Source organism: Falsochrobactrum shanghaiense, assembly GCF_003149535.1.
Lineage (GTDB): Bacteria > Pseudomonadota > Alphaproteobacteria > Rhizobiales > Rhizobiaceae > Brucella > Brucella shanghaiense.
In genome coordinates this window covers 251,444-265,892 of sequence record NZ_QGDB01000003.1, presented here as the reverse complement: position 1 = coordinate 265,892, position 14,449 = coordinate 251,444, and the positions used below count along the sequence as shown (strand labels likewise).

Genomic DNA, 14,449 nt, shown 5'->3' with positions numbered 1-14,449 from the left:
TCACAGGCACTACATCTAGTCTCTTTGCGCGATTCGCGTCAACAAATCCTCTTTTTCCTGCCAGACGGTGCGGCTTGATTTCAGACGCAAAAATCCTCGCACGATAAACGCCTGTCTGACGTAACGCACGCTCTGAAGTTCGACTGACTTGAAAAAATGACCGATGGATTTGATACGCTCGGCCACGCCACTCACGCAACGACGAACCCATAAAAAACGACTCGGACCGGACCGTCAAGCACTGGTTTGGTATTCGTCGCCAGACCCCATATATTGTGGAAAGCGGCAAATGGGCATGTGGATAACGGGGAGAACAGAGGAGGCGAAACTTCGCATCGCAAAACATTGGCCTATAAGCAGGAAGCAATGTTTCATGCTTCCCACCGCAATCGCTGTCATCACGTGTCAGAACGGATAATTATTCAGCGGCCATCGTCAGGCGAAGGTCCGCGAAGCCGCGCAGAATATCTTTCAGACCCGTTTCCTCGACACGATCGGCGGCTTCATAAGGGCAAACCCATTCGCCAATTCGCTGCTCGCGTTCAGGCCAGTCTTCTGCCTGTTCCGAATAATGCAGAGCATAAACAGCAACCGTAAACTGGTTGAGGCATTCGGGGGGGAGGTCATTCTTGCTATAATCGAAGCTGCCGATCGGATAGCGGGAGACGTCTCCGCGGACACCGGCTTCTTCATACGCTTCGCAGGCTGCTGTTTCAGCAAATGTAGAGCCGATCTGAGGCCATCCCTTGGGGATGATCCAGCGCCCGGTCCCTCTGCTCGTGATGACCAGAACCTTCAATGCACTTGGCTCGAAGCGATAAACGAGCGCCGCAACCTGTTGCAAACGACCGGAAGGCGTAAGAATACGCTTCTCTTTTGCAACAAGTTTTTTAGCCTGCGTTTTCACTGCGAAAGTCCGGTTGTTTTTTGCAGGATGAATTGATTCGTCAAAACGACAAGAGCTGAATCAAGAAATCCCGGCAGATTAAACAGAAAAGTCTCAAATTTTTAAAGGCGTTATGGCGATAGGCTGCCAAATCATTTCATCCCGAAAGCAATCGGCTTGCTCAGGATGCATTCACATATCTGTTTTCATATAGGATAATTGTGGTGGAATTTCCACCACAATCAGTTTCGTTTGGTTTCGTTTATCCGCGTTTTCCCTGCGAGATCGGCTCCTGATAGGTGAAACCCATATCCCACGGGAAATAAATCCACGTATCCTGCGAGACTTCTGTGATGAAAGTATCGATCAGTGGTCGTCCCTGAGGCTTTGCGTAAACCGTTGCAAAATGCGCCCTTGGCATCATCTCGCGCACCATTGCCGCCGTTTTTCCGGTATCGGTGAGATCATCGACGACGATAACGCCATCACCGCCATTTTCGAGCAATGCATCGCCAATTCCCTTGAGAACCTGCATATCGCCCTGCGATGTATAATCGTGGTAGGAGGCAATGCAGACTGTTTCAATCAGGCGAATTCCGAGCTCACGGCAAATGATGGCGGCAGGAACCAGCCCGCCGCGCGTAATGGCAACGATTGCCCGCCATTCGCGATTCATGTCCGCAATGCGCCATGCCAGCGCGCGGGCATCGCGGTGAAACTGATCCCAGGAAACGGGAAAGGCTTTATCAGGCAACGACATCAAAACGCTCCGTGGAAAGACCCGGCAATTCTTTCCGGGGCTGGAAGATCGATATGCGCGACGACCCAATGTCCTCGCGCTCAATTATATGGATCTGTGCTTTCCCCTGCGCGCCCGGCATAATGCATATAGCACTGCAGCGAAAGCCTCTCCTCCCGACACGATCAGCGCCGGGAAATGCTGATAACCCCAAAAAACACTGCCTTGCAAGAGCGCCCTGGAGCATTTTCAGCAAAACTGCGTGTGAATGCGCAGTGAAGTCAATCCGCAGGAGCGCCAATGACTGCAAAGCGATCAAGGCCCGATCAACGTGAGAACAGTGTCAGAATGGGCAATTCATTGAGAAGGGCACGCGTGACGCCGCCAAATACGAGTTCGCGCAGGCGCGAATGGCTATATGCCCCCATGACCAGAAGATCGGCCCGCTGCGTAATGAGATATTCGCGCAAGACATCCTGTGCATAGCGGTTATTCGAGGGAATGGATGCCAGGGTGATGGGGAGGCCGTGGCGCGACAGCGCTTCCGCGATACCTGAACCGGCAGGCGCTTCCCCTTCGTCTTCACGCACCGGGGCGTCGATCCAGATAACTTCTGTTTTGCTCGCCCCCTTCATCAGCGGCAATGCATCAAAAGCTGCGCGTGCGGCCTCGCGCTTGCCATTATATGCCACAACCACATGATCGAGCGCTTCCAAGGGCAAAACCGGCGCATAGGGCACCAGCAATACGGGGCAGCTTGCATGGAACACCAGCGTATCGGCAATTTCGTCCTGGGTTGCCGGATCATTGGGATCGGGCTGACCGGCAACCAGCAATTCCGCACCAAGGCATGAAGTCAGAACGCCATCGGCAGCGGTCCCCGTTTCCGAGCGCGTAATCTGAAATTCATGGGCGATACCCTGTAGGCGCATCTCCTCCTCGAAAACCTGTCTCAGCCGGTCGGAGATTTCCTTATGCTGCTTATCGTGCAACTCGAAGACACCGGGGTCGATAAAGCCGTTAGGGTCGGCATAGACGATCGGAGAGGGAATTGAATACAGGCCGATAACATGAATACCGTGCAACTTCTGCGTCAGAAGCCTTATGGCGGAGAGTACACGTTTCAGTTCGTTTTCGCTGCGCGAGTAAGCCACCACCGTCTTGTAGGACATATTCGATCTCCTTCCGGCTGTTTCTATTTTAACATAAGATGCAAGCAGTTATACAAGTATAATTTTGAGATCGCTCAGGCGGCGCCTTGTTTTTGCAGGGTTTCAATCATGGATTCTATCGCGCTGATGGCCGCATCGATCTGGGCGGGATTGCTGCCGCGAACCACCAGTTCGGTGCTGAAGCGCCCTTCTTCGAATTTGGGATAGGAACCGATGATCGTATCGGGATTATCTTTCTGAATGGCGGTGAGGGGCGCGCCGATCACACCTTCACCAAAAGGACAGCGCACCGATTTCGATAATAGTTTCCGGCCCGTGCGAAGATGCGGCAGCAGATTATCGAGCATTGCCTGAAACACCGACGGCACACCCGCCATGGCAAAGACATTGCCGATCTGGAAACCGGGCGCCGTCGAAACCGGATTGTCTATATGGCTGGCCCCTTGCGGCATTCTCGCCATGCGCTGACGCGACGGGGTGAATTCCAAACCGCGCCGGGCATAGTTTTCGGCCATGATCTTCATGGCCTTGTCATCATATATGCAAGGCACACCAAACGCCCGCGAGATTGCATCGGCGGTAATATCATCATGCGTCGGGCCGATGCCGCCGGATGTGAAGACATAATCAAAACATGTGCGCAGTGCATTGAGCGCGGTGACGATCGCATCTTCATCGTCCGGGACGATGCGAACTTCTTTCAGATCAATACCTGCCACCGTCAGCATATCGGCCAAATGGCTGATATTTTTATCTTTTGTACGACCGGAGAGAAGTTCGTCGCCAATAGCGAGCATCCCGGCCGTAACAGCCTGCTGCGGGTTTGTGGTCATGCACGCACTCCATTCATGTTTGTGCAGTTAATCTCCTCCGGCGCGCCGCTGCAACCCAATTTACGGATAACGGCCATGTTCCGTGAAAAAATTTCACTGTTATTAAAGCCAGTTATGTCCCGTGCTCAAAGTGGCTTGAATTTGCGCTGCAAATCATGACATAGAACGGCTGCTGCGGTCGTGGCGAAACTGGTAAACGCAACGGACTTAAAATCCGTCGTCTATAAGACTTGCGGGTTCAAGTCCCGCCGACCGCACCACAGCTTTCCGGCTAAAAAGACGAAAATGTCGAGTGTTGCAGGGTTGTTTGCGCTGTTAAAGCCATGTAGCCATTCACTCGACATATCTCGAAAAGACAGAAAGCCGAACGATGACCGCCTTCGTCAAAGCCGTAAAACGCGCCGAAAAGGCAATGCGTGCGCTCTTTCCAGAGACGCCCTTGCAGCTCAATGATTATCTGTCGCGCAAATATGGTGCGGAAATCTGGCTCAAGCGCGAAGATCTAACGCCGGTTCGTTCCTATAAGATACGCGGCGCATTCAATTTTATTTCGCGCGCGGTTGAAACCGCGGATGAAAATGCGGTCTTCGTCTGCGCTTCCGCCGGCAATCACGCGCAAGGCTTCGCCTTTGCCTGTCGTCATTTCGGGCGCAAGGGCGTGGTCTTCATGCCTGTGACGACGCCGCAGCAAAAGATCGATAAAACCCGTGCTTTCGGGGCGGAATTCATCGAAATTCGGTTGGTTGGCGATATTTTCGATGTCTGCTACGCCGCGTCTCAGGAATTTGCCGCCAGCAATAATGGGGTCATGGTTCCGCCCTTTGATCATCCGGGCATTATCGAAGGGCAGGCGACGGTCGCACTGGAAATCGAACAGCAGCTCCCTGAAGGCAAGAAGCCCGATTTCGTTTTTCTTCCGGTGGGCGGCGGCGGCCTTTCGGGCGGCGTCACGCAATATCTGATCGGCCTTGGCTGGAAGACTGCCTTTCGCTTCATCGAACCGGAGGGCGCGGCAAGCCTCAAGCGCAGCCTTGAAGCTGGCAAGCGGATCAAGCTTTCACAGGTCGATAATTTTGTCGACGGCGCCGCTGTTGCGGAAATCGGCAAGGAAAACTTCAAGCTGCTCAAAGGCTTTGATGCCAGCGCCGTCATAACGATTCCTGAAAACCGCCTGTGTTCGACGATGACCGAAATGCTCAATGTCGAGGGCGTGGTACTGGAGCCAGCCGGGGCATTGGGCATCGACGCATTGAAGGATTTCAAGAAAAGCGAATTGAAAGGCAAACGTATCGTCATTGTCGTATCGGGCGGCAATTTCGATTTTGAACGCTTGCCGGACGTCAAGGAACGGGCATTGCGTTTCGAGGGATTGAAGAAGTATTTTATCTTCCGTTTCCCGCAACGGCCCGGCGCATTGCGATCTTTCCTCGATTTGCTCGGCCCCGATGATGATGTGGCGCGTTTTGAATATCTCAAGAAATCGGCGCGCAATTTCGGCTCCGTTCTTATCGGCATCGAAACCAGGGATGCCGCAAGCTTCAAGCTGCTTGAAAAGAAATTTGCCGAAGCGGGATGGGCCTATCAGGACATTACCGACAATCAGGTTCTGGCCGATTTCATCATTTAGGTCGTAGTGACAAAAATATTTGCTTTTTTGTTCAAAACAGCCCATATGGCCATTCAGGCGCATGGGCTGAACGATTCAGCTTTCCCGGCTTTGGACTTGTTGCGTCTCACCTCCTGCTTGCGAAATGGTTCGAAGCAGGAGAGACCCGGACCACGTTCGGGCACGGCTGCGCAAGTCGCCAGGAGATTTCCGGCGTCCCGTCGTTTCATTGTAAAAATTTATTGGGCAAGTTGCGCTTGTTCCAAATATTTAAGCGGGCTGTCTTTTGACAGCGCCGTCGAAAGAGATTGAATTGACTAAAGAAAACACTGGCGGCTTCGCCGCGCTTGGCGTTACCGGCGTTCTGCTCAAAGGAGTAGAGGCTGCAGGAATGACCGAGCCGAAGCCCATTCAGACGCAAGCCATTCCGCATCAGCTTGAAGGCCGCGACATTCTTGGCATTGCCCAGACCGGCTCCGGCAAGACAGCCGCTTTCAGCCTGCCGATCCTTCAAAAGATCATTGCGCTCGGTGACAAGCGCAAGGGCAAGACCGCGCGCGCGCTTATTCTTGCGCCAACCCGTGAACTGGCCGTGCAGATCGAGGAAACGATCCGCACCGTTTCCAGAAGCGCCCATATATCCACAGCACTCGTGCTTGGCGGTGTCTCACGCTTGAGCCAGATCAAGCGCATGCAGCCCGGCGTCGATGTGCTCATTGCCACACCGGGCCGGTTGACGGATCTGGTGCGTGAAAACTGCATCGATTTGTCGGAAACGCGCTGGCTGGTACTCGATGAAGCCGATCGTATGCTCGACATGGGCTTCATCAATGATGTGAAACGCATCGCCAAGGGTACGCATAAAGACCGGCAAACCGCTCTTTTTTCGGCAACCATGCCCAAGGAAATCGCAGCGCTCGCACAGAGCCTGCTGCGTGATCCCGTTCGCGTGGAAGTAGCGCCACAGGGGACGACGGCTGCTGAAATCACACAGGTCGTTCACCCGGTTCCGACAAAGGACAAACGCCGTCTGCTTTCCGCCATGCTGACCGATCCGGATATGAAGTCGGTCATCGTCTTCACCCGCACCAAGCACGGAGCGGATGCGGTGGTGCGCCATCTGGAGCGCGACAATTATGATGTAGCAGCCATTCACGGCAACAAATCGCAGAACGCGCGCCAGCGCGCGCTGACAGGGTTTCGCTCGGGCACGCTGCGCATCCTCGTCGCCACCGATATTGCTGCGCGCGGCATCGACGTTCCGGGGATCAGCCATGTGGTGAATTACGACCTGCCTGATGAGCCGGAAACCTATGTGCACCGCATTGGACGCACGGGGCGTAACGGGGCAAGCGGCGCTTCCATCACACTTTACGATCCGGCCACCGAAGAAGCAAAGCTCAAAGCCGTGGAACGGGTGACGCGTAGCAAGTTGGCGGTCAAGGAAGCTCCGGTAAAACCCGCGCCTGCACCGGCTGCAAGAACTCCGGGCGAAACCAGGGCAAAGCAAAACCGCAGGCCGGGTTCGCAAAATACACCGCAGAAACATCGCCGCCCGGCACCAAAAGCCGGCGAACATCGTCCAAATGCTGCGCCCAAAGCAGCTAACGGGGATGCTGCCGCGCAGCCAAAACGTCCATTCCGGCGCAAGCGCCGCAATGCCGGTGGCGGGCAGAGAGCTGCCTGACACATAAGTTCATGCAACATATTGGATGAACCCGTTTTTCATAAGACCGCCCTGCAAGGGGCGGTTTTTTCATTATCTAAGGATATATGAGCCTGGAGTTGCAAAACCCCATGGAAAATTACCCACGCCTTGCTTGAAGAACAGTTTGCTTCCCCATAGCTTCCTTTCAACAAGAAAGGATGTGAATCATGCTCAGCTCGGCGCTCGACGCAATCGGCAATACGCCATTGATCCGCTTAAAGAAGGCTTCGGAAATTACCGGATGCGAAATCTTCGGCAAGGCAGAGTTTCTTAATCCCGGCCAATCGGTCAAGGACCGCGCCGCACTCTATATTATCCGTGATGCTGAAAAGCGCGGGCTTCTCAGGCCCGGCGGCGTCATCGTGGAGGGAACAGCCGGAAATACCGGAATCGGCCTGACCATGGTGGCCAAGGCGCTTGGCTATCGCACGGTTATCGTAATCCCGGAAACCCAGAGCCAGGAAAAGAAAGACGCCCTGCGCCTGCTGGGCGCGGAATTGATCGAGGTTCCTGCCGCTCCTTACCGGAACCCGAATAATTATGTCCGCCTTTCCGGAAGGCTTGCCGATCAACTGGCGAAAACCGAAGCCAATGGCGCAATCTGGGCGAACCAGTTCGACAATGTCGTCAACCGTGTGGCGCATATCGAAACCACTGCGCCGGAAATCTGGCGCGATACCGATGGCAAGGTAGACGGGTTCGTTTCGGCGGTTGGTTCAGGCGGCACGCTGGCCGGTACTGCTTTTGGTCTCAAGGAGAAGAATACAGACATTAAAATAGCTCTTGCCGATCCGCATGGAGCAGCGCTTCATTCGTTCTACACGACAGGTGAACTGAAATCGGAAGGCGATTCGATCACCGAAGGAATCGGGCAGGGGCGTATCACAGCCAATCTCGAAGGATTTACGCCGGACTTTTCCTATCGGGTAGGGGATGCGGAAGCGCTCGAAATCCTGTTCGGTCTGGTTCAGGAGGAGGGGCTTTGCCTTGGCGGTTCATCCGGCATCAATATTGCCGGTGCGATCCGCCTCGCAAAAGACCTCGGGCCGGGCCATACGATCGTGACGGTTCTTTGCGACTATGGTAATCGTTACCAGTCCAAGCTGTTCAACCCTGCCTTTCTGCGCGGCAAGGACTTGCCCGTGCCGCATTGGCTGGAAACAAGAACCGAGATCGATATACCATTTGAGGAATGACCATGGCATATGAGACTGAAGCGCTGTTTCGTGAAGATGCTTATCTTGCAACGACAGATGGTACAGTCCTTGCTATTACCGAAACCGGGGGGATTATCCTCGATCAGACGGTTTTTTATGCAACCTCCGGCGGACAGCCGGGGGATACGGGGTATTTTCAGCGCGCAGACGGTTCCCGCATCGACATTGCCGCCACAATTACCGGTGAGAACAAGAACGAAATCGTTCATGTTCCCGCCGATGGGCAACCCTTGCCGGAAATTGGTGAAAAACTGTCTCTGCACATTGATTGGACACGCCGCAACAAGCTGATGCGCATGCATACCGCCTGTCATCTGCTTTCCGTTGTCTGTCCATTTTCGATCACTGGCGCAGCCGTCGGCGAAGATGAAAGCCGCGTCGATTTTGATCTGCCCGATCCGAGCTATACGAAAGAATTCGTTACCGAAAAAATGATGGAGTTGGTGCGGGCCAATGAGCCGATAAGCCTTCGCTGGATCAGCGATGACGAACTGCTTGCCAATCCCGACATTATCAAATCGAAAAATGTTCGCCCGCCGATCGGACATGGACGAATAAGACTGGTCGTCATTGGTGAAAATGGTTCAATCGACTCGCAACCTTGCGGCGGAACGCACGTTTCCCGGACACAGGAAGTTGGTGAAATCCATATCGGAAAAATAGAGAAGAAGGGCAGGGAGAACCGCCGTTTTCGCATTCGCTTCGGCGCCCTTCCGCAAGCCTGATATTCCCGGGAGCAATCATGTCAGAGAAAAGTGCGTTCATCATTTCTCGTGAAGAGCTGAAGGAAAGACTGGGCGAGCCGGGGCTGGCCATAGTCGATGCATCCTGGTATCTGCCCGCCGCCGGTCGCAATGGCCGCGAAGAATATGATGCTGCCCATATTCCGGGTGCGGTTTTTTTCGATCAGGACGAAATAGCCGACAAGGATTCGGGCCTTCCCCACACATTGCCGTCACCGGAGCTTTTTGCCCGTCACGCCGGTTCCATGGGCATCACTGCGGATGAAACAGTGATCGTCTATGACGGCCCGGGCATGTTCTCCGCGCCGCGCGTCTGGTGGATCTTCCGCGTCATGGGCATACGAAACGCTCTGGTGCTCGATGGCGGCTTCGATGGATGGAAGAAGGCCGGTTTACCTGTCACCAGTAAAGCGACAAAAATCGCTCCGTCTTTGTTTACGCCCGCCTTCGATGCTGCAAAAGTCGTCAGCTTTAATGAAATGCGCGAAATAGTCGATCGCGGCAGCGCACAAATTGCCGATGCACGGGCCTCTAGCCGATTTACCGGTCGTGATGCCGAACCGCGTGCGGGAATGCGCTCGGGTCATATGCCCGGCGCGCGTAACGTGCCTGTGACCAGCCTTTCCGCCAATGGTGAACTCAAGGATTTGGACAGCCTGCGCCAGATTTTTGCCGATGCAGGTGTCGATCTCGACAAGCCAGTCGTGACAAGCTGCGGCTCGGGCGTGACTGCGGCGGTGATAACGCTTGCTTTGACTTCGCTTGGTCATCAGGAAAACCGGCTTTATGACGGATCCTGGAGCGAATGGGGCGGCAGGCCGGATACACCTGTGGTTACTGGCGACGCGGAATAGTCATGACCGAGAAGCTGATAGCCAGAATAACGCATCTGGAAATGACGACCCGCCCGACGCTCTCGGTGCCGGTTCCTTCCGGATTGCGGCTGGCGATCATGCGCGCAACCCATATGCCAGTGCATTTTTATCGTTATATGTATGAGCAGGTGGGGCGTCCGCATCATTGGATGGCGCGGCGCCTGCAAAGCGACGCCGAGGTGGCTGCGGCTATTCATTCCGATGCAATAGAAGTTCATATTCTCTATGCTGACGGCTGCCCGGCAGGGTTTGTCGAGCTTGATATGTCAGCGCTACCGGAGAAAGCCGAAGTGGTTTATTTCGGCCTGATTGGCGATTATCAGGGAAGGGGATTGGGAAAATTCTTTCTCGCAGAGGCGATTTCCATTGCCTGGGGTCGCGGACCGCAAAAGGTGTCCATATGCACCAATTCACTCGATAGCCCACGAGCATTGCAACTCTATCAGAAAATGGGGTTCGTGCCGGTTGGCTGGTCCGAAGAAGAAGTCACCCCCTGGGAAGGCAACTGATCTCTTTCCCTGCTCCGAAATCCGCTATCCTCGTGCAGCAGAACTGCGCCCATTGGTGATTGAGACGATGGACGGGCTGGATGAAATACTATTCTCATCGTCATAGACCACACAATTACGCCCGCGCTGTTTCGCGATGTAAAGACTGCGGTCTGCGCGGCTTAGAACCTGCGAATTTGTTTCGCTCTTGGGGGCTGTAGCCACGCCAATGCTGATCGTCAGCGGATATGTCTCATATTCTGTTGCGTGAAACGGCGTATTTTCTACTTCTGCGCGTATGCGCTGCGCGACGCGCAGCCCGGTTTCACCGCTTGCTCCGGGGAGAAAGACGCAGAATTCCTCACCGCCGATCCTTCCGACCAGATCGCCCTTGCGCGTCACATTCTGCATTGCGATGGCAATCAGCTTTAAAGCGCGATCGCCGGTGCTGTGGCCGAACGTATCATTGATGACTTTGAAATGATCGGCATCGATGACGAGCACTGCGCCCATTTCCAGACGCGAACGGCTGATTTTCATCGCATCGAACAGCGCCTCCCGGTTGAGCAGCCCGGTCATATGGTCCATGCGTGAGCGCGCCTGCAACTCTATATGGGCTTTCTCCAACTGGGCATAAGTGTCGCGAAGTTTGCCGTGCTGGAGAAAAATATAGGTGAGGGAAGGGAAGGCTGTAACGACAGGAATAACTATACTCAGACTTGTGGCTGTAAAACCTGGCAGGGAACCAGAAGCTACACCGACGGCCCACACCGTGCCCACAGAACAGAGAACAACAGACAGCGTTATCAACGCAGCCTTCAGCAGAGCCGTTTTCATATCCAGTTTACCCCCACCCAGATAAAGAAATTTCGAGCGCCGCCCCCGATCCTCACATCGGTTAAGTTATCTAGACAATAAACAGGAATTGGTGCAGCTGCCACTTTTAAGTGCGCGTATAGTGCACATACAATCTAGGGTAGTCAACACATAAAACTCTACGCAGAAAAATGAATTAATGCAAGTTAACAGCAAACAAATCATTCGCTGAAGCAGGACGCCAAATCACATGGACCGTCAAACGTGGCAGCGCATCAGTCGAGCAATCTCTCCAAGAGGGGCTTTGTGCGGTTTCAGCTTTCCTCCATGACTAACCTCATGAACTCATTGGCATATTGCACTTCAAGCTTGAGCTTGCCGCAATGCCATATGCCAATCACATAAGATAGATTATGGAACTAACTGATAGTGCCAAAGAAGTTTTTCACTTCCTGCGCGCAATATATAAATGTCCCGGCACCGGAGCGCCTTGCTCACTTCGAACCGTTATGTTTGCGCAGCCGATACATTCCATATCGTGCTTGGCCAGCAAGGCTTCCACATAGGATTGCGCATGGGCGAAGCGCTGATAGTCACCCACCATAAATTCGCGTCCTGCAAACCGATCATCCGGCTGTGTTTCGCTGGAAAATCCGAAATACCCCGCACTTTGCAGATGCGTCGAAATACCGGCAAAGAAGCGGTCGAGATCGCCCATATAAGGCAGCACATCGGTCGCCACGATCAGATCCCAGCGATCTTCGCCGGTGCTTTCCAGAAAGCGGACTGCTTCACCGACAAAAAGAGCGTCATAATCGTCCTTCTCATAGGCTATTTCGATCATATTCTCCGATATGTCGACGCCAGTCTTATGGATGGCCATATCGTCCAGCGCATCCGCTGCAAGCCCCGTTCCACAGCCAAGGTCGAGCATGCGAGCCGCATGAAATTCGCCGTCTATTTCAAGCAGCATTTCCCGCAATTGCAGGGGCACGTCATAACCAAGCTGATCAACAAGAATGGTGTCGAACATTTCTGCATGCTGATCGAAAAGCGTCGCCACATAGGCATCAGGCGCTTTTGGTGGCACCACACCGCGCCCCATGCTCGCCAGACGCACCGCAGCACCGCCATGATCATCGGGATCGATCTCCAGAACCAGCTGGTAAGCCTTTGCAGCGCCATCCAGATCGCCTGCTTTTTCAAGGGCAAGGGCCTGGTTATAAGCTTCGGCGAGCGCTTCCTGATCCAGCGTGCCGGCTTTGTGCGATTTATCACTATGATGATGAGACATATCCGCCCTACTCCGCCGCAGCGGAAATTTTTGTCGCAACCGTTTCGTGTTGAGCAAGCTTACGTGCGATCATAGCACAGGCTATCAACTGAATCTGATGAAACAGCATCAGAGGAAGAACGATGCTGCCTACATTCGCGCCTGCGAAAATCGCACTTGCCATGGGCGCGCCGCTGGCAAGGCTCTTCTTTGATCCGCAAAACAGGATGGTAATGCGGTCAGCATGATCGAAACCCAACCACCTGCTGCCATACCATGTTACGCACAATACCACGATCAACAGCGCGATACTCATTGCGATCATCATGGCAAGATCATGCCAGGAAACCATATGCCAGAGGCCGGAAACAACCGACTCGCTAAAAGCAAGATAAACGACCATCAGGATGGATCCCCGGTCGACCAGCCCCGTCAGCTTGTTGTGACGACGCAGTATCCCTCCAATCCACGGCTGGACAATCTGACCCAGCACAAAGGGAGCAAGCAATTGCAGCAGAATGGATTGCAGCGCGTCGAGTGAAATGCCACCGCCGCTGCCTTTCACTGCGAACAGCAGCCCGACGAGCAATGGCGTCAGAAACATGCCGAAAATATTGGAGGCGGAAGCAGACACCACGGCTGCGGAGACATTGCCGCCTGCAATCGACGTAAAGGCAATGGAAGACTGCACCGTGGAAGGCAATACGCAGAGGTAGAGAATACCTGTATAAAATGTCGACTGAGCCAGTCCGGGAACAGTCCAGCCAGCCAGCAATCCGAGCAATGGAAACAGCACGAAAGTGGCGCACAGCACGCTAAGATGCAGTTTCCAATGAATGAAGCCGGCAAAAACCGCTTGTCGTGAAAGCCGCGCGCCATGCAGGAAGAACAAAAGGCCGACTGCAATTTTGGTTGCCAGCGCAAACCAGTCCGCAAACGCGCCCTGCACCGGCAGGAGGGATGCCAGCAACATGGAGGCGACGAGCATGGTCGTGAATTTATCGGGCAGAAAACGCATTATGCTTCCAGTTTATTTCATGTCCTGCTGCGGAATCGCCAATATGCGCACAGGCCCATTCTCGCATTATCAGCGTCCATAGAGACGGCGCCATCTAAATGTTGATCCTCAAGCCGCGATGTGCGATCCCCGGCTGACTATGCAAAAACGATAAGTGTCCGCAAGCCACACCGAGGCGTTTTCTGCAAATAATCCCGCATGTGCAGTGAATTATGATGGAGCCAGAATGGAACCTTCCCGTAATATCGACCGGCTGCTGGAAATCATGGCTGCCCTGCGCGATCCCGAAACGGGCTGCCCGTGGGATGTCGAACAGGATTTCCGCACCATAGCCCCCTATACGCTTGAAGAAACCTACGAAGTGCTCGACGCCATCGAACGCAATGACATGGACGACCTGCGTGAAGAACTGGGCGATATGCTTTTGCAAGTGGTGTTTCATGCGCGCATGGCCGAGGAAAAAGGTGATTTTGCCTTCGGCGATGTCGTGGAAGCCATTACACGCAAGATGATACGCCGGCATCCGCATGTCTTTGGCGATAGCGAAGCCAGAAGTGCCGGCATGGCAAAGGGTGCATGGAACCGCATAAAGGCTGCGGAAAAGGCCGAACGCGCGGAACGCCGAAAGCAACTGGGACTGGAGACGAAGGATAAGGAGGGCTATCTCGACGATATTCCACGCGCCTTCCCTGCCCTGTTGCGGGCATTGAAACTCCAGCAGAAGGCCGCAAGAATTGGCTTTGACTGGTCCGAAGCCGCACCGATTCTTGATAAAATCGCAGAAGAGATTGCGGAACTCAAGGAGGCCATGCATGGCGGCGAGCAGGCGGAGATTGAAGAAGAATATGGTGATCTTCTCTTCGCCATGGTCAATCTCGGTCGCCATCTTGAAATCGATGCTGAAACGGCGCTGATGGCGGCCAATGACAAGTTCAGCCGCCGATTTCATTTCATTGAAAAATTCCTCGAAGAATCGGGCAACACCCTCGAAGAAGCAAGCCTTGATGAAATGGAAGCAATCTGGAGAAAGGCCAAGCAGAACGGTCTGTAAGCTGCATTCTCCCTTTCGAGCAGA

At 54.0% G+C, this 14,449-nt stretch carries 15 protein-coding genes and 1 tRNA gene; 8 read left to right on the top strand and 8 right to left on the bottom strand.

Annotation, left to right across the window (positions count from 1 at the left end):
- Nucleotides 1–15: 15 nt before the first annotated feature.
- The 5 genes from DKP76_RS19175 to DKP76_RS09060 form a co-directional block, all read right to left on the bottom strand.
- Complete coding sequence (locus DKP76_RS19175) at nt 16–186, bottom strand: hypothetical protein (RefSeq protein ID WP_158279429.1); 171 nt, start codon at nt 184–186, stop codon at nt 16–18.
- A 232-nt stretch (nt 187–418) separates the two neighbouring features.
- Entirely contained in the window at nt 419–907 is a 489-nt protein-coding gene (locus tag DKP76_RS09075) for an NUDIX hydrolase (protein WP_109706136.1), read from the bottom strand.
- A 241-nt stretch (nt 908–1,148) separates the two neighbouring features.
- On the bottom strand, nt 1,149–1,646 hold the full coding sequence (gene gpt / locus DKP76_RS09070) for a xanthine phosphoribosyltransferase (RefSeq protein WP_109706135.1): 498 nt from the start codon (nt 1,644–1,646) through the stop codon (nt 1,149–1,151).
- A 305-nt stretch (nt 1,647–1,951) separates the two neighbouring features.
- Entirely contained in the window at nt 1,952–2,797 is an 846-nt protein-coding gene (locus DKP76_RS09065; protein ID WP_109706134.1) for a universal stress protein, read from the bottom strand.
- A gap of 74 nt (nt 2,798–2,871) precedes the next feature.
- Nucleotides 2,872–3,630, bottom strand: coding sequence for a competence/damage-inducible protein A (locus DKP76_RS09060; RefSeq protein ID WP_109706133.1), 759 nt, complete (start codon nt 3,628–3,630; stop codon nt 2,872–2,874).
- 174 nt (nt 3,631–3,804) lie between these two features.
- Between DKP76_RS09060 and DKP76_RS09055 the strand changes: the two genes are divergently transcribed.
- From DKP76_RS09055 to DKP76_RS09025, 7 genes are all read left to right on the top strand, one after another.
- A tRNA-Leu gene (locus DKP76_RS09055) sits at nt 3,805–3,890 on the top strand.
- A gap of 110 nt (nt 3,891–4,000) precedes the next feature.
- Nucleotides 4,001–5,257 (top strand): threonine ammonia-lyase IlvA, encoded by a 1,257-nt coding sequence (gene ilvA / locus DKP76_RS09050; RefSeq protein WP_109706132.1) that lies wholly within the window; start codon nt 4,001–4,003, stop codon nt 5,255–5,257.
- Between the two features lie 265 nt (nt 5,258–5,522).
- Nucleotides 5,523–6,923 carry a DEAD/DEAH box helicase gene (locus tag DKP76_RS09045; protein ID WP_425349381.1) on the top strand — a complete coding sequence of 467 codons (1,401 nt, stop codon included), beginning with the start codon at nt 5,523–5,525 and terminating at the stop codon, nt 6,921–6,923.
- Nucleotides 6,924–7,111: 188 nt separating this feature from the next.
- On the top strand, nt 7,112–8,140 hold the full coding sequence (locus DKP76_RS09040) for a cysteine synthase A (RefSeq protein ID WP_109706130.1): 1,029 nt from the start codon (nt 7,112–7,114) through the stop codon (nt 8,138–8,140).
- A gap of 2 nt (nt 8,141–8,142) precedes the next feature.
- Nucleotides 8,143–8,886, top strand: coding sequence for an alanyl-tRNA editing protein (locus tag DKP76_RS09035; RefSeq protein WP_109706513.1), 744 nt, complete (start codon nt 8,143–8,145; stop codon nt 8,884–8,886).
- Between the two features lie 17 nt (nt 8,887–8,903).
- Nucleotides 8,904–9,758 (top strand): 3-mercaptopyruvate sulfurtransferase, encoded by an 855-nt coding sequence (sseA, locus tag DKP76_RS09030; RefSeq protein ID WP_109706129.1) that lies wholly within the window; start codon nt 8,904–8,906, stop codon nt 9,756–9,758.
- Between the two features lie 2 nt (nt 9,759–9,760).
- On the top strand, nt 9,761–10,288 hold the full coding sequence (locus DKP76_RS09025; RefSeq protein WP_109706128.1) for a GNAT family N-acetyltransferase: 528 nt from the start codon (nt 9,761–9,763) through the stop codon (nt 10,286–10,288).
- 24 nt (nt 10,289–10,312) lie between these two features.
- Here DKP76_RS09025 and DKP76_RS09020 read toward each other — a convergent pair whose 3' ends face one another.
- The 3 genes from DKP76_RS09020 to DKP76_RS09010 form a co-directional block, all read right to left on the bottom strand.
- Nucleotides 10,313–11,104 (bottom strand): GGDEF domain-containing protein, encoded by a 792-nt coding sequence (locus DKP76_RS09020; RefSeq protein WP_109706127.1) that lies wholly within the window; start codon nt 11,102–11,104, stop codon nt 10,313–10,315.
- A 424-nt stretch (nt 11,105–11,528) separates the two neighbouring features.
- Nucleotides 11,529–12,377, bottom strand: coding sequence for a class I SAM-dependent methyltransferase (locus tag DKP76_RS09015; protein WP_109706126.1), 849 nt, complete (start codon nt 12,375–12,377; stop codon nt 11,529–11,531).
- 7 nt (nt 12,378–12,384) lie between these two features.
- Complete coding sequence (locus DKP76_RS09010; protein ID WP_109706125.1) at nt 12,385–13,374, bottom strand: bile acid:sodium symporter family protein; 990 nt, start codon at nt 13,372–13,374, stop codon at nt 12,385–12,387.
- Between the two features lie 226 nt (nt 13,375–13,600).
- Between DKP76_RS09010 and mazG the strand changes: the two genes are divergently transcribed.
- Nucleotides 13,601–14,425, top strand: a complete 825-nt coding sequence (mazG, locus tag DKP76_RS09005; RefSeq protein WP_109706124.1) for a nucleoside triphosphate pyrophosphohydrolase — start codon at nt 13,601–13,603, stop codon at nt 14,423–14,425.
- Nucleotides 14,426–14,449: the final 24 nt, after the last annotated feature.

Bases quoted from the DNA above. Each gene is read 5' to 3' on its own strand.
- gpt (WP_109706135.1), bottom strand. From the start codon at position 1,646: ATGTCGTTGCCTGATAAAGCCTTTCCCGTTTCCTGGGATCAGTTTCAC.
- DKP76_RS09065 (WP_109706134.1), bottom strand. From the start codon at position 2,797: ATGTCCTACAAGACGGTGGTGGCTTACTCGCGCAGCGAAAACGAACTG.
- DKP76_RS09060 (WP_109706133.1), bottom strand. From the start codon at position 3,630: ATGACCACAAACCCGCAGCAGGCTGTTACGGCCGGGATGCTCGCTATT.
- ilvA (WP_109706132.1), top strand. From the start codon at position 4,001: ATGACCGCCTTCGTCAAAGCCGTAAAACGCGCCGAAAAGGCAATGCGT.
- DKP76_RS09040 (WP_109706130.1), top strand. From the start codon at position 7,112: ATGCTCAGCTCGGCGCTCGACGCAATCGGCAATACGCCATTGATCCGC.
- DKP76_RS09035 (WP_109706513.1), top strand. From the start codon at position 8,143: ATGGCATATGAGACTGAAGCGCTGTTTCGTGAAGATGCTTATCTTGCA.
- sseA (WP_109706129.1), top strand. From the start codon at position 8,904: ATGTCAGAGAAAAGTGCGTTCATCATTTCTCGTGAAGAGCTGAAGGAA.
- DKP76_RS09025 (WP_109706128.1), top strand. From the start codon at position 9,761: ATGACCGAGAAGCTGATAGCCAGAATAACGCATCTGGAAATGACGACC.
- DKP76_RS09020 (WP_109706127.1), bottom strand. From the start codon at position 11,104: ATGAAAACGGCTCTGCTGAAGGCTGCGTTGATAACGCTGTCTGTTGTT.
- DKP76_RS09015 (WP_109706126.1), bottom strand. From the start codon at position 12,377: ATGTCTCATCATCATAGTGATAAATCGCACAAAGCCGGCACGCTGGAT.
- DKP76_RS09010 (WP_109706125.1), bottom strand. From the start codon at position 13,374: ATGCGTTTTCTGCCCGATAAATTCACGACCATGCTCGTCGCCTCCATG.
- mazG (WP_109706124.1), top strand. From the start codon at position 13,601: ATGGAACCTTCCCGTAATATCGACCGGCTGCTGGAAATCATGGCTGCC.